The sequence below is a fragment of the Derxia gummosa DSM 723 genome (genome assembly GCF_000482785.1).
In the GTDB taxonomy this organism is placed as follows: Bacteria; Pseudomonadota; Gammaproteobacteria; order Burkholderiales; family Burkholderiaceae_E; genus Derxia; species Derxia gummosa.
Map to the genome: position 1 here is coordinate 773,893 of NZ_AXWS01000007.1, position 18,721 is coordinate 792,613.

At 71.0% G+C, this 18,721-nt stretch carries 13 protein-coding genes and 1 pseudogene; 6 read left to right on the forward strand and 8 right to left on the reverse strand.

Going from position 1 to position 18,721, the window contains the following annotated elements:
* Nucleotides 1–546, reverse strand: a pseudogene (locus H566_RS22890) (RNA pyrophosphohydrolase); the annotation flags it as partial.
* Nucleotides 547–747: 201 nt separating this feature from the next.
* Between H566_RS22890 and H566_RS0104630 the strand changes: the two are divergent.
* The 3 genes from H566_RS0104630 (at nt 748) to H566_RS0104640 (ending at nt 3,991) form a co-directional block, all read left to right on the forward strand.
* On the forward strand, nt 748–2,490 hold the full coding sequence (locus tag H566_RS0104630) for a proline--tRNA ligase (RefSeq protein WP_028310521.1): 1,743 nt from the start codon (nt 748–750) through the stop codon (nt 2,488–2,490).
* A 107-nt stretch (nt 2,491–2,597) separates the two neighbouring features.
* Nucleotides 2,598–3,272, forward strand: a complete 675-nt coding sequence (locus H566_RS22895) for a lytic transglycosylase domain-containing protein (protein WP_139826118.1) — start codon at nt 2,598–2,600, stop codon at nt 3,270–3,272.
* Between the two features lie 170 nt (nt 3,273–3,442).
* Nucleotides 3,443–3,991, forward strand: a complete 549-nt coding sequence (locus H566_RS0104640; RefSeq protein ID WP_235839880.1) for a hypothetical protein — start codon at nt 3,443–3,445, stop codon at nt 3,989–3,991.
* Between the two features lie 42 nt (nt 3,992–4,033).
* Here the strand turns inward: H566_RS0104640 and H566_RS0104645 are convergent, their stop codons facing one another.
* The gene (locus tag H566_RS0104645; RefSeq protein ID WP_028310523.1) at nt 4,034–4,483 is read right to left on the reverse strand and encodes an SWIB/MDM2 domain-containing protein; all 450 of its coding nucleotides are present in this window, start codon (nt 4,481–4,483) and stop codon (nt 4,034–4,036) included.
* Nucleotides 4,484–4,955: 472 nt separating this feature from the next.
* Complete coding sequence (gene ffh, locus H566_RS0104650) at nt 4,956–6,368, reverse strand: signal recognition particle protein (protein ID WP_028310524.1); 1,413 nt, start codon at nt 6,366–6,368, stop codon at nt 4,956–4,958.
* 241 nt (nt 6,369–6,609) lie between these two features.
* On the opposite strand from ffh, the gene H566_RS22900 reads away from it, so the two are divergent.
* On the forward strand, nt 6,610–7,461 hold the full coding sequence (locus H566_RS22900; protein WP_051378026.1) for a PPK2 family polyphosphate kinase: 852 nt from the start codon (nt 6,610–6,612) through the stop codon (nt 7,459–7,461).
* A gap of 118 nt (nt 7,462–7,579) precedes the next feature.
* Here H566_RS22900 and H566_RS22905 read toward each other — a convergent pair whose 3' ends face one another.
* The 3 genes from H566_RS22905 to H566_RS22910 are packed head-to-tail and all read right to left on the reverse strand — an operon-like array spanning nt 7,580 to nt 9,881.
* Complete coding sequence (locus H566_RS22905) at nt 7,580–8,425, reverse strand: ChbG/HpnK family deacetylase (protein ID WP_051378030.1); 846 nt, start codon at nt 8,423–8,425, stop codon at nt 7,580–7,582.
* Nucleotides 8,422–8,820 (reverse strand): GtrA family protein, encoded by a 399-nt coding sequence (locus H566_RS0104665; protein ID WP_028310525.1) that lies wholly within the window; start codon nt 8,818–8,820, stop codon nt 8,422–8,424. The genes H566_RS22905 and H566_RS0104665 overlap by 4 nt, the downstream gene beginning before the upstream one ends.
* 8 nt (nt 8,821–8,828) lie before the next feature.
* Nucleotides 8,829–9,881: a glycosyltransferase family 2 protein gene (locus H566_RS22910; RefSeq protein WP_051378032.1), complete on the reverse strand. Its 1,053-nt coding sequence runs from the start codon at nt 9,879–9,881 to the stop codon at nt 8,829–8,831.
* Nucleotides 9,882–10,238: 357 nt separating this feature from the next.
* Here H566_RS22910 and H566_RS0104675 point away from each other — a divergent pair, with 357 nt between their 5' ends.
* Both H566_RS0104675 and H566_RS0104680 read left to right on the forward strand, forming a co-directional pair.
* The gene (locus tag H566_RS0104675) at nt 10,239–11,129 is read left to right on the forward strand and encodes a DUF3047 domain-containing protein (protein ID WP_084544748.1); all 891 of its coding nucleotides are present in this window, start codon (nt 10,239–10,241) and stop codon (nt 11,127–11,129) included.
* 390 nt (nt 11,130–11,519) lie between these two features.
* Nucleotides 11,520–12,272 carry a GNAT family N-acetyltransferase gene (locus tag H566_RS0104680; protein WP_407919676.1) on the forward strand — a complete coding sequence of 251 codons (753 nt, stop codon included), beginning with the start codon at nt 11,520–11,522 and terminating at the stop codon, nt 12,270–12,272.
* A gap of 766 nt (nt 12,273–13,038) precedes the next feature.
* Here the strand turns inward: H566_RS0104680 and treY are convergent.
* On the reverse strand, nt 13,039–16,371 hold the full coding sequence (treY, locus tag H566_RS29900; RefSeq protein WP_028310528.1) for a malto-oligosyltrehalose synthase: 3,333 nt from the start codon (nt 16,369–16,371) through the stop codon (nt 13,039–13,041).
* Nucleotides 16,368–18,689 carry a 4-alpha-glucanotransferase gene (gene malQ / locus H566_RS0104690; RefSeq protein WP_211238031.1) on the reverse strand — a complete coding sequence of 774 codons (2,322 nt, stop codon included), beginning with the start codon at nt 18,687–18,689 and terminating at the stop codon, nt 16,368–16,370. Before malQ ends, treY begins: the two co-directional genes overlap by 4 nt.
* Nucleotides 18,690–18,721 lie beyond the last annotated feature (32 nt).

Consider the following 18,721-nt stretch of genomic DNA (forward strand, 5'->3'; position numbering starts at 1 on the left):
CACCTGCCTCAGATAGCGCGCCTCGCGCGGACGCGGCTTGACCGCATGGGTCTGCGGCACCTGGAGCTGCGGCCCCTTGAACAGATGGCGCGCCAACTCGTTGAGCGCAAGCGAATACACCTCGCGCTTGAACTCGATGACCGCCTCCAGCGGCACCCAGTAGTCATGCCAGCGCCAGGCATCGAACTCCGGATGATCGGTGGCGCGCAGCGACACATCGCAATCGCGCCCCAGCATTCGCAACATGAACCAGATCTGCTTCTGGCCCCGGTAATGACCGCGCACTTCGCGCTTGATGAAACGGTCGGGCACCTCGTAGCGCAACCAGTCACGGGTCCGGCCGATGATCTTGACGTGTTCGGGCGTGAGGCCGATTTCCTCGTGCAGCTCGCGGAACATCGCCTGCTCGGGCGATTCTCCGTACTTGATGCCGCCTTGCGGAAATTGCCATGAGTGCTCGTTGACGCGCTTACCCCACCAGACCTGGTTCTTCCGGTTCACCAAGATGATGCCGACGTTCGGGCGGAACCCTTCCCGGTCGAGCATTTGGACACCTGCATTCCTTTAGAATTGAATCGATTATAGCGAGCTGCCTCCGGCGCTCGCTTTGCCGTGCAAGGTCTTGATTCCACGCACTTTTCGGCGGTTCGCACCGGCATCGGCGCGCTACCGTCCAACATACGCGCATGACATCCGCAGGCTTGCAACGAGCCTGTTTCAATGTCCCGAGCCGCTCCCCGCCCGCCCATGAAAGCCAGTCAGTTCTTCATTTCCACGCAAAAAGAAGCGCCCGCCGACGCCGACATCATTTCGCAGAAGCTCATGCTTCGCGCCGGCATGATCAAGAAGCTCGCCGCCGGCATCTACAACTACATGCCGATGGGCCTGCGCTCGATCCGCAAGGTCGAGGCCATCATCCGCGAGGAAATGAATGCCGCCGGCGCGACAGAGCTGCTGATGCCGGTCATCCAGCCGGCCGAGCTGTGGCAGGAGTCGGGCCGCTGGGACAAGTACGGTCCCGAGCTAATGCGCATCAAGGATCGCCACGACCGCGACTTCATCGTGCAGCCCACCTCGGAAGAGGTCATCACCGACATCGCGCGCCAGGAGCTGCGCAGCTACCGCCAGCTGCCGCAGAACTGGTACCACATCCAGACCAAGTTCCGTGACGAGCGCCGTCCGCGCTTCGGCGTGATGCGCGGCCGCGAATTCACGATGAAGGACGCCTACAGCTTCGACCGCAACACCGAGGGTGCGCTCAAGACCTACGACGCGATGTTCGCGGCCTATCTGCGCATCTTTGGCCGGCTCGGCCTGCAATTCCGCGCGGTCGCGGCCGATACGGGCTCGATCGGCGGCGACCGTTCGCACGAGTTCCAGGTGATCGCCGACGCGGGCGAGGATCTGCTCGTCTACAACCCCGAGACCGACTACGCCGCCAACATCGAGCTGGCCGAGGCCCTGCCGCTGTCGGCCGAGCGCGCCGCGCCCGCCGAGGAACTCACCCTCACGCTCACGCCCGGCACCGGTCGCTGCTCGGAGCTGGCCGACTACCTCAAGCTGCCGCTGTCGCGCACGATCAAGTCGCTCATCTTCGCGACCGAGGCGGAAGGCAAGCTCACCGGCATCTGGCTGCTGATGCTGCGCGGCGACCATGAACTCAACGAGATCAAGGCCGGCAAGCTGCCCGGCTTCGGCGACGGTTTCCGCATGGCGACCGAGGCCGAGATCATCGACCACTTCGGCTGCAAACCCGGCTTCCTGGGCCCGATCAAGACCGTCAAGCCGGTGCATGTGATCGCCGACCGCACCGTCGCCAACATGAGCGACTTCGTCGTCGGCGCGAACCAGGAGGACTATCACTACACCGGCGTGAACTGGGGCCGCGATCTGCCCGAGCCCGAACTCGTGGCCGACCTGCGCAACATCGTCGCGGGCGATCCGGCGCCGGACGGCAAGGGCGTGGTGGCGATCCAGCGCGGCATCGAGGTGGGTCATGTGTTCTACCTCGGCACCAAGTACTCGAAGGCACTCGACGCCACCTTCCTCGACGAGGACGGCAAGCCCAAGCATTTCGAGATGGGCTGCTATGGCATCGGCGTGACCCGCCTGCTCGGCGCCGCGATCGAACAGAACCATGACGCCAAGGGCATCGTCTGGCCGACCGCGATGGCGCCGTTCGAAGTGGTGGTGTGCCCGATCGGCGCCGACCGCAGCGAGGCCGTGCGCGAAGCCGCCTTCCGGCTGCATGACGAACTGGCCGCCGCCGGCATCGACGTGATCATCGACGACCGCGGCGAGCGCCCGGGCGTGATGTTTGCCGACTGGGAACTGATCGGCGTGCCCTACCGCGTCACGCTCGGCGACCGCGGCCTGAAGGAAGGCATGGTCGAGTTCCAGCACCGTCGCGACGAGGCCGCGACCAAGGTTGCGCTGGCCGGCATCGCCGCCACCGTCATCGGCCGCGTCAGGGCCGATCTGGCGGCCTGAGGCGGCGGGGCATGAGCGCACGCAACCCGTTGCGGAGAGCGGGCCTGCGCGGCCCCCTCGCCGCCATCGGCGCCGGCAAGCGGGTCGCCGCGTGCGAAGCCGTTCGCATGCGCCGATGCCTTGCTGCCCTGGGCCTGATCGCGCTGGCCGGCCACGCCCACGCCGGCGCGCAGAAGGAAGAACAGCTCGCCGACTCGGTGCGCAGCGCGCTGCACGCGAGCATCGCCGACAGCGCGCCGCCCGAGCCGCTGTTCACCCGCTTCGAGGACCGGCTCGACTATCTCGTGTGGCTCGGCGAGATGGGCAACCGGCTCGCGCGCAAGTCGCCCGACTTCACCTTCCGTCAGGAGCTGCTGAGATCGGTCTGGTACGAGTCGAAGCGCGCCGGGCTGGAGCCTTCGCTCGTGCTCGGGCTGATGGAAGTGGAATCGGGCTTCCGCAAGCACGCGATCTCGTCGGTGGGCGCGCGCGGCTACATGCAGGTGATGCCGTTCTGGTCGCGCCAGATCGGCAGCGGCGATCCGCGCGAGCTGTTCGACATGCGCGTCAACCTGCGCTACGGCTGCACCATCCTGCGCCACTACCTCGACCGCGAGGGCGGCGACCTGTTCCTGGCACTGGGCCGCTACAACGGCAGCCGGGGGCGCAGCGAGTATCCCGACGCGGTCATGGGCGCCGCGCGCCGCTGGGTGTTCAAGCCCTCGCCGGCGCGCACGCAATCGGTCGATGGCGCCACGCCGCCGGCCCTGCCCGGCAGCGCGGCCACGCGCCGCGCCGGCTGAACGCACGGGCCTCAAAGCAGGCACCGCACGCTGCCTTGCCGAACCAGCGGCGCGACCGGCGCAAGCTCGTCGTGCCCCTGTCGCCCGCCGGCATGCTGGAGTCAGTCCGAGTAACCACGCTTGAGCGCACCGGACACGCCGGCTAGGTTCGCTTCCAGGGAGGATGAACGATGGCCGCCAACGCCCAAGCCACCAACCACACCGAAGCCACCGACTGGGTCCTGCTCGACGGCGCGCCCGATGCCGCCGAACGCGGCCTGCCGCGCAGCCTCGACGAGATCGAACTCATCACCGAGCGCTGCCGACGCATGGTCACGCGGCGCGCCCTCGTGTCGAGCGCGGCGGCGATCGTGCCGCTGCCCGGCCTCGACGTGCTGGTGGACATCTCGATGCTCATGAAGCTGTTCGACGAGATCAACGCCGAGTTCGGGCTGTCGGCCGAGCAGGTTGAGCGGCTCGCGCCGCACCGGCGTGTCGTGGCCTATCAGATCGCGCTCGCGGCGGGCAGCGCCGTCGTCGGCAAGGTGGTCACGCGGGAACTGGTGGTGGCCGTGCTGAAGCGCCTAGGCGTGCAGATCACGGTGAAGCAGGCGGCGCGCTATGTGCCCGTTGCGGGCCAGGCCGTGTTGGCCGCGATCTCGTTCGCGGCGCTGCGGCAGGTGGGGCGGGCCCACATCCGCGATTGCGCCCGGGTCGCCGGGCAGATGATTGCCGGCTGACCCGCGCGCTACGGCCCGAGCGGGCCGCAGTGACTCAGACCCTCAGGTCAGGTTCGCCGAGACGAACTTGGCGAGGTCGAACATCGAGGCCGAATCGGCACCCGCGAACAGCGCCTTCAGCTTGGCATCGGCGTTGATGTTGCGACGGTTGGTCGCATCCTGCAGGTTGTGCTTCTTGATGTAGTCCCAGATCTTCTTGGTGGCGATCGGGCGGGCGATGGGCTTGTCGCCGACGATGGCGGCCAGGATGGCGCTCGGAGTCAGTTCCTTCATGAGCGCGGGATTGGGCGCGCGCTTGGCCGGGGCCTTCTTGGCGGCCGGAGCCTTCTTGGCGGCAGCGGCCTTCTTGGCGGGCGCGGCGGCCTTCTTGGCCGGGGCAGCAGCCTTGGGCGCGGGCGCCGGAGCGGCGGCGGCCTTCTTGACGGGCGCCGGGGCGGGGGCGGCTTTCTTCGCGACGGCCTTCTTGGCCGGGGCCTTCTTGGCAGTTGCCATGGTCTATCTCCTGGGGGCGCGAAAGGCGCCGTCGTTCGTGACCGAGCGAGAATCGAACACGCCTTTTTGGGTGTCAAGCCGATTCAATGAAAATGAATGCTCTGTCACGCACTTTCCCTAGGGACGAGCGGCAGAAATTCGCGGCAAGCGGCAACCCCGCGCAAGGGCTCGAAACACTGCCGAAACTGCATCTTGTGTCGCTCATCAATGGCGACACTACCTGTAGCGCTTCAAGACGGCAATTCTTTCCGCAGCGCATCAAGAAACGGTAACGCGCGTGCACCGTGGCTTCCTGGGGCGCCGCGCGGACGGGCGGAATCCCTCGCGGACCGACGGCAAGCCTGTTGCCCGCGACAAACACCCAGGCGGACACCTCCTGGCGCACCAGCCACACGCAATCCGCGCGCAAACAAGAAGGCCGCCCCGAAGAGCGGCCCCTGGAAAGCCGTTTAAGAAAGTGATGCGCCGGCGCTCAGCGCCCCCCGAAGGGATTCTTGCCGCCGAAGGGACCGCCACCACCCATCATTCCCTTCATGCTGCGCATGAGCTTGCCGATGCCGCCCTTCTGCATCTTCTTCATCATGGTCTGCATCTGATCGAACTGGTTCAGCAGCCGATTGACCTCCTGCACCGGCACGCCGGCGCCGGCCGCGATGCGGCGCTTGCGGCCCGCCTTGATGAGATCGGGCTTAGCGCGCTCGGCCGGCGTCATCGAGTTGATGATCCCTTCCATGCGCGCGATCTGCTTCTCGGCCTGGCCCATGTCGGCCTGACCGGCCGCGGCCTGGAACTGCGCCGGCAGCTTGTCCATCAAGCTGCCGAGGCCGCCCATCTTCTTCATCTGGCTGATCTGCGCCTTGAAGTCTTCGAGGTCGAAGCCGCCGCCCTTGCGCAGCTTCTCGGCCACCTTCTGCGCCTCGGCCATGTCGATGCCCTTCTGGGCTTCCTCGACGAGGGCAAGGATGTCGCCCATGCCGAGAATGCGCTGGGCCATGCGGTCGGGATGAAAGGCTTCGAGGCCGTCGAGCTTCTCGCCCACGCCCGCGAACTTGATCGGCTTGCCGGTGATGTGGCGCACCGACAGCGCCGCCCCGCCGCGCGAATCGCCGTCGAGCTTGGTGAGGATTACGCCCGTGAGCGGCAGCGCGTCGTTGAAGGCCTTGGCGGTGTTGACCGCGTCCTGGCCCGTCATCGCGTCGACGACGAACAGCGTCTCGATCGGATTGATCGCGGCGTGCAGCGCCTTGATCTCGTTCATCATCGCCTCGTCGATGCCGAGGCGGCCGGCCGTGTCGACGATGAGCACGTCGTGGTAGTGGCGCTTCGCCCAGTCGATCGCTGCGAGGCCGATGTCGACCGGCTTCTGGTCGCCGGTCGAGGGGAAGAAATCGGCGCCGACCTGCCCCGCCACCGTCTCAAGCTGCTTGATCGCCGCCGGGCGGTACACGTCGGCCGACACCACCAGCACCTTTTTCTTCTTCTGCTCCTTCAGCCACTTGGCGAGCTTGCCGACGGTGGTGGTCTTGCCCGCGCCCTGCAGGCCGGCCATGAGGATGATCGCGGGCGGCTGGGTGGCGAAATTCAGCTCCGCGTCCTTGCGGAAGGCTTCCGGATCGGCGCTGCCGCCGATGATGGCCGTCAGCTCGCGCTGCACCACGCCCACCAGCGCCTGGCCCGGCGACAGCGAGGTGATCACCTCTTCGCCGAGCGCCTTCTCCTTCACGCGCGCGATGAACTCGCGCACCACGGGCAGCGCCACGTCGGCCTCCAGCAGCGCGAGGCGCACCTCGCGCAGCATCTCGGCGGAATTAGCTTCGGTGATGCGGGCTTCGCCGCGCATGGTCTTGACGACCTTGGCGAGGCGTTGGGACAGGTTGTCGAACATGGATCGGGCCTGGAAGGGCGCGCGCCCCGGCGGGGCGATGCTGCGCGGAATGAGGATGGCGGCCGGCAGGCCGGCCTGTCGGCGCCACCGCGTCGCGCGCCCCGCGCGGCCGACTGGCGACGAAGCGCGCGGCAGCGGAGGCATCGCCCGGCGGCCCCGGACGTTACGCGCGGATTCTACGCGGCGCCCCGGTGCCCTCCGAGGCGCAGAATCTGCCGCTGATGCCACGCACGGATCGCCCATGACCACCAAGACCAAGACGCCGCGCCCGCCCTTCGGCCAGGGCAAGTCTCCGCTCAAGCCCTGGATCGCCGATGGCGACTTCCGCCTGCGCAACTTCGACCCGGCCGACCGCAGCCTGCGCGGCGCCGACAAGGCCGCCGGCCTGGCTAAGCTCGATGCGCTCAGCGGACGCCTCGACGCGCTCCAGAACCTGCTCTACGCCGGCCAGAAGCACCGCCTGCTCGTGCTGCTGCAAGGCATGGACACGAGCGGCAAGGACGGCACGATCCGCCATGTGTTCGCGCATGTGGACCCGCTCGGCGTGCGCGCCGTGCCCTTCAAGGCGCCGACGCCGCCCGAGGCCGCGCGCGACTTCCTGTGGCGCGTGCATGCCCAGGTGCCGGGCGGCGGCGAGACGGTGATCTTCAACCGCAGCCATTACGAGGACGTGCTGGTACCGGCGGTATACGGCCGGATCGACACGGCCGAGGTCGAGCGCCGGCTCGCGCACATCCGCGACTTCGAGCGGATGCTGGTCGAGACCGGCACCACGCTGGTGAAGTGCTTCCTGCACATCTCGAAGGACGAACAGAAGGCCCGCCTGCGCGACCGCCTCGACACGCCCGAGAAGCGCTGGAAGTTCGATCCGCACGACCTCGTGGACCGCGAGCGCTGGGACGACTACCAGGCCGCCTACGAACGCGCGATCGAGGCCACGACCACGCCCTGGGCGCCATGGCTCATCGTGCCGGCCGACTCCAAGACGAACCGCAACGTGATGGTGGCCACCGCCATCGTCGAGGCGCTGGAATCGCTCGACCTCCAGGTGCCGGTGAATCCGGCGGTGAAGAAGGGCATGAAGTTCGATTGAGGACGCGGCGGCGTTCGGATCGGCGCCGGGCCGGCAGGACGCCGGTCGCCCGTGCCGGCGAGCCGCCCTCGGTCACGCACGGTCGCTCCGGTCGCGCTCGGCCCCGCCCCGGTCGCGCTCAGCCGCCGAAGGGCACGAGCCTCGCGCCGGCGTCGGCCAGATCGGCGGCGAAGTCATCCGAGGCGAGATAGGCGTGTTCGCGCAGGCGGGCGGCGGCGATCGGGTCGGCGACCGACGCCAGCGCGGCGGCAGTCCCGGAAGCCGACAGCGCGCCCGCGGACGGCATGCCGCCCGCGCCGGTGGCCGGCGCCCCGGCCATGCCCGGATGGCACATCACCAGCCCGCCGTCACCGCAGCGCGCGAGCCAGCGCCGCATCAGCGCGCGATAGGGCTCGCGCTCGTCGAAGGCATACACGCCGTCGAAGTCGGCATTCATGCGCAGGCCGGCGCGGCGCGCCATGCGGCCGAGCGCGGCGGCGCCCAGACCCGCGATGACCGCCGCCTTCGCGCCGCGCCAGCCGGCCGGCCGGGTCGAGCGCAGCGCCGGCTTCCAGCCGCGCTCGGCCAGCGCGGCGAGCAGCGCCTCGCGCACGATCGGCAGCTGGTGCACATGCTGGTGGCCGTCGATGTAGTCGGGCGTGCAACCGATCGCGGCGGCACAGGCGTCGAGCTGGCGCGCGATGTCGGCGGCGATGGCGCGGCGGTCGAGTCGGCCGGTGTAGCTGCGCGCGATGACATCGCCGAGCGACCAGGCCAGCGCCCCCGGCAGCGCGTCGGTGAAGTTGAGATGCAGCCCGAGCGACAGGCCGCTCGCGCGCAGCCGCGGCAGCCAGCGCGCGAGCGCCGGGCCGTCGGTCATGACGCTCGTGGCGCTCAGGCGACCGCGCGCGGCCAGATCGACGATGGCGGCGCAGGCGGCATCGGTATAGCCGAAGTCGTCGGCGCAGAGGACGAGGGACTTCAACGCGCGAACACCCACAGCCGCGACAGCGCGAAGGTGAGCGCCGCGACCGCGCCCAGCACCAGGAACAGCGCGAGCTGGTACGACAGCGCGGTGAAGCGCAGCAGCGCCCAGAACATGCCCTCGTTCAGCACGAAGCCCGTCAGCGCCACCGCCAGGAATTGCGGCGCCGCGCGGCCGTGCGACTTGGTCGAGCCGAAGGTGAAATTGCGGTGGCCGAAATAGCTCACGCCCACCGCGACCAGGAAGCCGCCCAAATTGCAGGCCAGCTTGACCGCGTCGCCCGGCTCGTCGCCGCCGCCCGCGCGCAGCGCCTCGACCAGCGCGATCACCACGGCCATGTGGGTCGCGGCCGCGCCGCCGCCCACCATCACGAAACGGAAGACCTGCTCGAACATCGCGCGGCTCATCCGCGCGCGCCGATGCCGTTGGGCTCGAAGCCGGCGTGATGCGGCCGGCCGGCGAGCGGGCTGCAATCGACGCGGCGGCCGACGATGTAGGTCGGGCGGCGCTTGACCTCGGTGTAAACGCGGCCGAGGTACTCGCCGATGATGCCGATGGAAAACATCTGCACGCCGGCGAAGAACATGATCGATGCCGCCACCGTCGCGAAGCCCGGAATGGCCTCGCCCCAGCACACGCGCTCGAACACGATCCACAGGCCGTACAGCGCGGCCAGCACCGAGATGAAGGCGCCGGCCATGCGCACCGCCTTGAGCGGCAGGTCGGTGAAGGCGACGAGGCCGGTCATCGCGAGCCGGCGCAGCGCCTTGAAGTTGAAGCTGGACACGCCGCTCTCGCGCTCGCGCACCTCAAACTCGATCGATTCGCTCCTGAAGCCGACCCAGGCATAGAGGCCCTTCATGAAACGGTTGCGCTCGGGCAGCTGGAGGATAGCGTCGGCGACGCGGCGGTCCATGAGGCGGAAGTCGCCCGCGTCGGGCGGGATCGGCACGGCCGAGCCGCGCGACATCAGCGCGTAGAAGGCCTTGGTGCCGGCGCGCTTGGCCCAGTGCTCGTCGTCACGGTCGGTGCGCACGCCGTAGATCATGTCCACGCCGGCCTTCCAGCGCTCGATCATCGGGCCGATCGTGCCGAAGGGATGCTGGAAGTCGGAGTCGATGATGAGCACGCAGTCGCCGCGCGCGCCTTCGAGGCCCGCGGTGAGCGCGGCTTCCTTGCCGAAGTTGCGCGACAGGTCGAGCAGGCAGACGCCGTACTGGCCGGCGACGCGCTCGATCTCGGCGGCGGTGGCGTCGCGGCTGCCGTCGTTGATCGCGATGATCTCGACCTCGTCGGCGAGCGGCCGCACGGCGGCGTGCAGCTCGGCGATGAAGCGCGCGATGTGGCTGACCTCGTTATAGGCCGGGACGATGCAGCTGAGGGTGAAACGCGAGGGCCGGATGCCGGACGCGGTGGTCGCGGGCGTGGCCGCGGACGGGAAAGCAGGTGAATTCATCGCGGCGGGCGCAGTACGGAATCGCAGGGCGAAAGTGGCGGCGATTCTAGCCGTGCGCCTGCGCCGTCAGTCGGATGCCGGCCCTGACGGAAACCCGTGTCCGGGCAAAGCCCGAAACATTGCGTTTCGGGAGCCGGCCGGGCGGGGCGCGCCGTGACAGCCGGTCGCAATCCGCATCGGCGGCGCGACGGACGGTGTGCGCCGCGACGCGAGCCTTCGGGCAGCATTCGGCCCCGTGCCGCGAGACGAATTTATCCGACCGCGACGCCGAAGGCCGATAGCTCCGATTCCGGACGCAACGGCCGTCAATCATTCAGGCGGCCGCGCAGCGCGACCGCCGAAGCCGAGTTCTCCGCCATGCCTGCGTTCCAGCCGCCGTCTCACTCCCTTCTGTATCGCTTCGTGGGCGCGGCAGCGCTTCTGGCCGGCCTGCTCGGCGGCTGCGCCAGTGCGCCGGAAGTCAGCTCGATGCCCGGCGGCTCGGGGCCGATCGACACCAGCCTGCTTGACGACGAGGACAGCGACGCCGCACCGGCCCCGGGTATCGCCGTACCCGTCGGCGCCGTGCCCAGCCTGTTTTCCGCCGCCGCGAGCGGCCGCGACGGCCTGCCCGCCGGCTGGTCGCCCTTCATCCTGCGGCCAGACAAGCGCCGCACCGAATACCGCCTGGTGCGCGCCAGCGTGCCGGGCAGCGACGGCAAGGCAAGCCAACGCAACGTCATCCACGCCCGCGCCAGCAGCGCCGCCAGCGGCCTCGAAGCGCCCTGCGCGATCGACCTCGCGCGCACGCCCTGGCTGAGCTGGGACTGGCGCGCCGACCGCCTCATCGACGCCGCCGACAACCGCCAGCGCGAGACCGACGACAGCCCGAGCCGCATCGTCCTCAGCTTCGACGGCGACCGCGCCCGGCTCTCGATGCGCGACCGCATCCTCTCGGAGCAGGCGCGGCTGTTCACCGGCCGCGAGCTGCCCTACGCCACGCTCATCTACATCCGCGAGAACCGGCTGCCCGTGGGCACCGTCATTCCCAACCGTATCACCGACCGCATCCGCATGCTGGTGGTCGAGAGCGGCAGCGGCGGCCTCGGCGAATGGCGCCATCACCGCCGCGACGTGCGCGCCGACTTCATCGCCGCCTTCGGCGAGGAGCCCGGCATGCTGCGCGCCGTCGGCCTGCTGACCGACAGCGACAACACCCGCAGCGACATCGACGCCTGGTACGGCGACCTCCAGTTCGCGGCGAAGTGACGCGCCGGCGGCAGCGCGCCCGCCCGCAGCGGCGCAAGCACCTCCGCGCCGCCGGCAACGCCCGCGCCCGCGACGACTCCTTGCGCGGTTGCGCATGCTCACGCGCTGTCATCCGCGCGTAGTCGTGGCGTCGCGGCGCTGACATTTGCCGCCCCCAATCTCCGGCCCGTTGTGATGACTGCGTGACCAGGAACGTCACGCGACTGCCCCGGAGGATTCATGCGCAAGGACCACTTCCCCTCGCCGCTCTCGCCGCTGGTCGACGCCTTCGGCGAAAGCCGGGGAACGATGCGCGACATCTCACGCAAGCTGATCGGCCAGACGCTCGACAGCGCCCGCGCGCGCCTGCCCCAGCCCAGCCAGTTCGGCGCCGCCCTCGGACACCGCCGCATGCTCAAGAAGCTCGCGCCCCAGGTGGCCAGCGGCTTCACGCTGAGCTTCGCGCGCGGCGAGAACGAGATCCGCGAAGCCCAGCGCCTGCGCTACAAGGTGTTTGCCGAGGAAATGGGCGCGAGCGTGCCGCGCAACTTCGACAGCGAAGGCCGCCCGATCGACCGCGACATGTTCGACAAGTACTGCGACCACCTGATCGTGCGCGACAACGCCACGCAGCAGGTGATCGGCACCTACCGCATCCTCCCGCCGCACGCCGCCAAGAAGATCGGCTGCTACTACAGCGAGAGCGAATTCTTCCTGACCCGCCTGCTGCCGATGCGTCACAACCTCGTGGAACTCGGCCGCTCCTGCGTGCATCAGGACTACCGCAACGGCGCGGTGATCATGCTGCTGTGGAAGGGCATTGCCGGCTACATGAAGGCCGGTGGCTACGAGCATCTGATCGGCTGCGCCAGCATCAGCATGCGCGACGGCGGCCACACCGCCGCCTCGCTGTGGAAGAAGCTCGAAGGCGGCCTCGCCGCGCCCGAGTACCACGTGTTCCCGCGCCTCGCGCTGCCGGTCGAGAAGCTGGATTCGTCGCTGGATGTGGAAGCGCCGCCGCTGGTGAAGGGCTATCTGCGCGTGGGCGCCGAGATCTGCGGCGCGCCGGCCTGGGATCCCGACTTCAACTCGGCGGACTTCCTGATGCTCATGTCGCTGTCGAAGATGAATCCTCGGTATCGGAAGCACTTCTTCGGCGATTGAGGTTGCGGGTGGTTCGGGCACGCGCGCCGGGCGGGGGTGGCGAGGGCGGGCCTTCACGATCGCGCCGGCTGCTGCGCAGCCGGTTCCCCGGGGTTCCTACGGAAGCGGCAGGCTCGCCACGCACGGCGTGGCTCGACCCTCGCGGCTCCGCCACGAGGGCAGACCTGCCCTTCCTCGTCACCCCGGGCGCGATCAAGGCGGCCCGCCCTCGCCACCCCCGCCCGGCGCGCTTGTGAACGTGTTGGGGATGATCGGGGCTTCGGTGAGCGAGGTGCCTGGTTGCAGAGAAAGCACCCTGCGTAGCGGGTGGACGCTTGGGCTCACTGGCTCACTGGCTCACTGGCTCACTGGCTCACTGGCTCACTGGCTCACTGGCTCACTGGCTCCCGCTGCGCCGCCTCGCCGTACACGCTCGGTGCAGCGATGCGCCTCCCGCACAGCCGGCTCATCGAGCAGCCCTGATCCCATCCCCCGAGCGGCGCGGGTCGATCCGCACCGACGGCCGCCGCCTCTTCAATGAGCGCGTGGCGGGCGGGGCCTCGGGGTCCGGGCCGCCTCGGGTGCGCCCGAAGCGACGAGGAAGGGCAGGTCTGCCCTCGTGGCGGAGCCGCGAGGGTCGAGCCACGCTGTGCGTGGCGAGCCTGCCGCTTCCGAAGGAGCTTCGGGGAACCGGCTGCACAGCAGCCGGCGCATCCGTGAAGGCCCCGACCCCGAGGCCCCGCCCGCCGCGCGCGGCGCCTGAAGAACAGCCCCACGAGCAACCCGCTCAGCTCATCCCACCCTCAAGCACCGCCACCGGCAGCTCGCACAGCAGCCGATCGATCGCCGGCAGCGCGCTCCCGCTCATCGCCACCTCGCGCGGCGCCGCGCCCTGCACCGTCGCCATCGCCCCGGGCAGCGCGCGTCGCCAGCGCATCCCCGCGAACGCCGAGGTCAGCCGCAGCCACGAGCTGTTGGGCGGCACCGCGCGCGACGGCCGCAGCGCGACCGCCACCAGCACCGCCCGCCCCGGCACGCCGCGAATGAAGGCCAGCGCCTGCGTCGCCGCCGGCCCGTCGATCTGGACCGGCACATAGCCGCCCTCGGCGAACACGTCAGGCAGCTTCGCGCGCAGCGCGAGCAGGTCGCGCAGCAGGCGCTGCTTGATCGACGGATCGGGCCAGTGCGCGAGGCCGGCGGCGCCGAGCATCGCCGCGCGCGCGTCCCAGTCGACGGGGCGGCGGTTGTCGGGATCGACGAGGCTGAAGTCCCAGCCGTCGGCGCCCTGGTAGAGGTCGGGCACGCCGGGGCAGGTGCAGCGCAGCGTGAGCTGCACGAGGCTGTTGATGACGCCGCCCGGCACGACGCTGGTAATGAATGCGGTCAGGTCGGCCAGGAAGGCTGCGCTGATGTCCGGGTCGAGCAGCGCCAGCGCGAAGTCGCGGCAGGCGTCCTCGTAGGCCGGCACGGGCGCGATCCAGCCCGTGCGCAGCTTGGCCTCGCGCAGCGCCTTCTCCTGCCAGCGCACGACACGCTCCGCAAACGCTTGCAGGCCGACGCGGTCGTCGGCAGCGAGGCCGGGCGGCCAGGCGCCGACGAGGGTCTGGTAGAGCATGTACTCGTCGCCGGCCGAGGGCGCGTCGGCGGCCTGGCTGGCGGGCACAAGGCCGGTCGCCGTGCTGTCGGCCGGCCGGTTGCCGCCGTTGGTGGCGAAGCCGCCTTTCAGATGCCGGTTCATGCCGCGCCAGCGCCCGACGGCCGTCTTCCAGTCGTTGGGGACCTCGCTCAGCATGGCCAGCCGGGCGCGCACGTCCTCGCCGCGCTTGTGGTCGTGGGTGGCGGTGGTGAGCATCGCGTGCGGCCAGCGCTCGGCGCGCGCCTGCATCGCGTGGTGGAAATCGTCGGGGCCGAGCGCGAATTCCTCCGGCTCGAAGCCCACGTCGTTGCGCGACAGCAGCCGGCCGAAGCGGTAGAGCGCCGTGTCCTCGATGGCCTTGGCGGCAAGCGGCGCGCTGAGCTGCTGGAAGCGGCGCAGCGCCTCGGCGAGCGGCGCGCGGGCGTCGGCATGCTCGCCGGCGCGGTGGGTCGAGGGCAGGCGCTCGTCGTCGGGCGCCCAGGCGGCGCGGCTCGCCCGCGTCGCGCTCGTCAGGCCGGTGGCGGTGCGCGCGGCGGGCGCGGTGCGGTCCTCGCGGCGCGGCGGCGGATCGCCGTCCGCGGGCGCGGCGGCGCCGGCATCATCGCCCGCGAGCCAGCCGGCCAGCGTTTCCAGCATCGCGTGTTCGCTCGGGCGCAGTTCGGCGCGCGCGGCGGCGGCGGCCTGGGCGAGCACCGCGCGGTCCTGCCTCGATGCCTCGCCCACCCGCGAATACACCCTGTACACCGGGAAGTGCAGCAGCAGCGCCCGCAGCGCGCGGGTGATCGCATGCGCGCTCCAGTCACGCGATTCATCGCGGCCGCGCGCATGCCGGTGCAACGCGCCCACCGTGCCCGCGAACTGCGCCGCGAAGCTCAGGTCGAGGATCTCGGCGCGGGCGCCGCGCTTTTCCTCGGCGAACTCCGGCCGCCCGGCGATGTCGCGCCAAAGCCGGGTGAGCGGCGCCTCGCCCTCGGGCGCATGCAGCAGCGCGGCCACCTCCGACATGAAGTCGTAGCCGCTGGTGCCGTCCACCGGCCAGTCGGGCATCGGCTCGCCGGGCGCGAGGATCTTCTCCACCACGAGCCAGGTGCGACCCTGCCCGCGACCGCCTGGCCGCTCGGCCACGCGCACATCCGACGACGCCAGCGCGGCCACGCCCGACGCCGGATGCGCTGCGTCGGCCTGTGCCATGCCGAGTTCGGCGCGCGCCTCGACTGCCTGCGTCCGCGCCTCGTCGCGCGCCTGCTCGGCGGCGTCGAGCGCCGCGCGCAAGCGCTTGCAATAGGCCGCCGGATCGGTCAGGCCGTCGATGTGGTCGATGCGCAGGCCGTCGATCAGCCCTTCGCGCACCAGCCGCAGGGGCAAGGCGTGCACGGCATCGAACACCTCTGGCCGCTCCATGCTCAGCGCGACCAGCGTGTTCACGTCGAAGAAGCGGCGCCAGTTGATCTCGTCGGCGGCGGTGCGCCACCAGGCAAGCCGCCAGGGCTGGGCGTCGAGCAGGTCCATCCACGCCGCGCGCTTCTGCGGCGAGCCGTCCGGCCCGCCCCAGGCCGCGAGGCCGCGCTCGACGGTGGCGCGCAGTTCCTCGTCGACGAGGGCATCGGCGAGCGCGCGGCGCGCGGCATCGAAGGCGGCCGCCACACGCGCGGGCAGCGGATCGTCGGCCCAGGCCGGATCGAGTCCGCGCGCGGCGGTCCGGGGTGCGGCGCCGGAGGCCGCGGCCATGCCGCGCGTGCCCGCGCCGCGCGCTGGCAGAAAGGCATCCGCGCCCTGCGACGGCAGACCCGCATCTTCGGCACGCTCCAGCGCCAGCTCGTGCTGCGCATGCGCGATGCCGAGCGGCGCGTCGTCGTCGGCGAGGTCGGCCGCGTCGTCGAAGGCATCGGCCAGCGCCGCGAGCCGGGTCGTCAGGTGCGGCGCGCCGGGCACCGAGCGCAGCAGCGCGCCATAGCTGCCGAAGCCGACCGGAAAGCGGTTGTCGAAATAGCCGACGAACAGCTCGCCGGTCGCCGCGTCGAGCTTGAGGGCCAGTTCGCCGGCCGCCACCACCGCGCCTACCTGCCGCCCGAGCACCGGCAGCAGCAGCCGGCCGCGCAGCAGCGGGTCGGGTGACTGCCAGTCGATGTCGAACCAGTGCGCATGCCGGCTCGCCTCGCCGAAGCGCAGCACGTCCATCCACCAGGCGTTGTGCTCGCCGGTCGCCATGTGGTTGGGGACGATGTCGAGCACCAGTCCCATGCCGCGCGCGGCCAACCCGGCGCAGAGGCGGCGCAGGCCGTCCTCGCCGCCGAGTTCGGGGTTGATGCGCGTCGGGTCGGTCTGGTCGTAGCCGTGCGGCGAGCCGGGCACGGCCGCGCACACCGGCGAGGCGTAGAGATGGCTGATGCCGAGCGCGGCCCAGTCGTCAAGGCGCGCATGCGCATCGTCGAAGGTGAAGCTGGCGTGGAATTGCAGGCGCAGCGTGGCGCGCGGCAGGCTCATTTCGGCAGCTCCGCCTGGCGCACCTCGCGCATCACGGCCGCAAGGCCGGGCTGGGTGGCGCTCGGGTTCCAGGCGCCCTTGAGCGGCAGCACCAGCTGGCGCGCGCGGGCGGCGGTGAGCACGTTCAGACGCGCGGCGGCGTCGGGCGTGTCGAGCAGGCTGCCGCAGCTCACCGGCAGGCGGCGGCGCCAGTTGGGATGCTCGTCAACGGTACCTGGCAGGTTGGCCTGCTCGACGAGGCCAAGCAGATCCTCGGCCTGCACGACGGCGAGCGCGCAGCCCGATCGGCCGACGCGGTCGAAGGCCATGTCGGCGGGCGGCACCGCGAGGCCGCTGGCGTCGAGCGCGGGCGGTTCGGTGATGAGGGTGCGGTCGATCGCGCGCTCGGCGCGCTGGCGCTCGATGTCGGCCGGCGTGCCGATGCCGAGCTTCTCGCGCCAGTCGATGTCGCGTCCGGCCCACCAGCCGGCCACGGTCGGCAGATCGTGCGTGCTGGTGAGCGCCACCGCGCCGCGCGGCCAGCGCTCGGGGTCGGCGAAGCCGCCGCCGTCCTGCGCCGTCTCGCGCTCGAACCACAGCACCTTCATGCCGGCGATGCCGTGGTCGGCCAGCGCCTCGCGCAGACCGGCCGGCACGGTGCCGAGGTCTTCGCCGATGACGATGGCGCGATTGCGCCAGCTTTCCAGCACCACCAGCCGCAGCAGGTCGTCGAAGGGCATCTGGAGATAGGCGCCACCGCCGTCGGGCGGCGACAGCCACAGCCGGCGCAGCCCCAGCACATGGTCGATGCGGATGCCGCCGCTCGCGCGCATGACGGCGCGCAGCATGTCGATGAAGGCGCGATAGCCGCTCGCCGCCAGCGCCGCCGGCGAATACGTCGCCAGCCCCCAAGCCTGGCCGAGCGGATTGAGCAGATCGGGCGGCGCGCCCACCGACAGCCCGTGCAGCACCACGCCCTGGTGGCTCCAGGCCTCGCTGCCGCCAGGGTCCATGCCGACGGCCAGATCGCCGATCAGCCCCACGCCCATGCCCGCGCCGCGCGCCGCCGCCTGGGCGCCCGCCAGCCCGCAGGCCGCCAGCCATTGCAGGAAAAGGTGGAAACCGATCTCCGCTTCATTGGCCCTGGCGAACTCGGCCACCGCCGGCGAGGCCGGATCGCGGTACTCGGCCGGCCAGTCATGGAAGCCGCCGGTCTTCGGGCCGAGCAGGCGGCGGAAGTGGGCATGCAGTGCCTCGAAGCAGGCATGGCGCAGCAGCGGCTGGCCGCCATCGTCGAGAAAGGCGATGAAGTTGTCGGCCAGCGGCTGGTCGGCGGCGGCGCGCGCCTGCGGCCGGCCCTCGCTGAAGATGAACGTGTCCTCGTACAGCCGGCGCTGGCAGCCGAGCCTCACCTCGGCCACGCCCGGCCAGTCGATGAGCTGGGCCGCCTCCAGTCGCGCCGCCAGCTCGGCCACGCCCGCGAGCCGCTTGGCCTCGCGCACGCGCTCGCGGCCGAACACCAGCGCCGCGTCGGCATGCAGCACGTTGAGCCAGCGCCGGCTCGACGGCGAATACGGGCTGCACCGCGCCGGGTCGGCCGCGAACAGCGCGTGCGCCGGACTGACGGCCAGCGCCTGCGCGCCCTGGCGGCCGGCATGCTCGGCCACGCAGGCCAGGGCCGCGAAGCCGCCCGCCCCCACCAGCTCGCCGCGCGCGTCGGCACGCAGCGAATGCAGCTGCACCGCGAGGCCCCACCAGCGCTCGCCCGGCGCGTCGGCGCAGGCATCGTCGAGGGTCCAGGCGCGCTGGGGCGCGACCGCCACCACCGTCTGCACGCCGTCATGCTCGATGCGGTGATAACCCGGCACGCCAACGGCCGGAATGCGCAGCCAGCCGCCGGGCAGCGCCTCGATCGCGCAGTCGTAGCCGCGCCCGTCCTCGAGCGTGAGCCGGGCCGGGCCGGCGCCGTCGGGATGACCGCGCCAGACCACCGCCTCGCCCACGCGCGCCGTCACGAGCGGCGCATGCGCGGGGTGGCCGAAGGCATGCAGCCGGTCGGCGCTCTCGGCGACGCGCGCGGGCGTGTCGGCCTCGAAGCCGAGCGCGGACAGCAGCGCGCGCAGCGTGTCGGCCGGCACGGTCTGGGGCTGGCCGTAGGCATCGATCCATTCGGGCGCGATGCCGCAGTCGCGCGCGAGCCGGGCGAGGTCGGGCGGCAGGGACATCGCGCCGCGATCGTCAGGGCCGGCGACCAGATGGCCGAGCGCGGCGCCGGGTGGCAGCGCGGGCGTGGTGTGAAGATCGGCGACGGAAGGGGCGCGGGGCTGGGCGTCGGTCATGGCGATTCCGGTTCGGTCGGCGGGAGAGGCAT

Bases quoted from the DNA above. Each gene is read 5' to 3' on its own strand.
- H566_RS0104645 (WP_028310523.1), bottom strand. From the start codon at position 4,483: ATGGCAACTGCCAAGAAGGCCCCGGCCAAGAAGGCCGTCGCGAAGAAA.
- treY (WP_028310528.1), bottom strand. From the start codon at position 16,371: ATGAGCCTGCCGCGCGCCACGCTGCGCCTGCAATTCCACGCCAGCTTC.
- ffh (WP_028310524.1), bottom strand. From the start codon at position 6,368: ATGTTCGACAACCTGTCCCAACGCCTCGCCAAGGTCGTCAAGACCATG.
- H566_RS22910 (WP_051378032.1), bottom strand. From the start codon at position 9,881: ATGAATTCACCTGCTTTCCCGTCCGCGGCCACGCCCGCGACCACCGCG.
- H566_RS0104675 (WP_084544748.1), top strand. From the start codon at position 10,239: ATGCCTGCGTTCCAGCCGCCGTCTCACTCCCTTCTGTATCGCTTCGTG.
- H566_RS22900 (WP_051378026.1), top strand. From the start codon at position 6,610: ATGACCACCAAGACCAAGACGCCGCGCCCGCCCTTCGGCCAGGGCAAG.
- H566_RS0104665 (WP_028310525.1), bottom strand. From the start codon at position 8,820: ATGTTCGAGCAGGTCTTCCGTTTCGTGATGGTGGGCGGCGGCGCGGCC.
- H566_RS0104630 (WP_028310521.1), top strand. From the start codon at position 748: ATGAAAGCCAGTCAGTTCTTCATTTCCACGCAAAAAGAAGCGCCCGCC.
- malQ (WP_211238031.1), bottom strand. From the start codon at position 18,689: ATGACCGACGCCCAGCCCCGCGCCCCTTCCGTCGCCGATCTTCACACC.
- H566_RS0104640 (WP_235839880.1), top strand. From the start codon at position 3,443: ATGGCCGCCAACGCCCAAGCCACCAACCACACCGAAGCCACCGACTGG.
- H566_RS0104680 (WP_407919676.1), top strand. From the start codon at position 11,520: ATGCTCAAGAAGCTCGCGCCCCAGGTGGCCAGCGGCTTCACGCTGAGC.
- H566_RS22895 (WP_139826118.1), top strand. From the start codon at position 2,598: ATGCGCCGATGCCTTGCTGCCCTGGGCCTGATCGCGCTGGCCGGCCAC.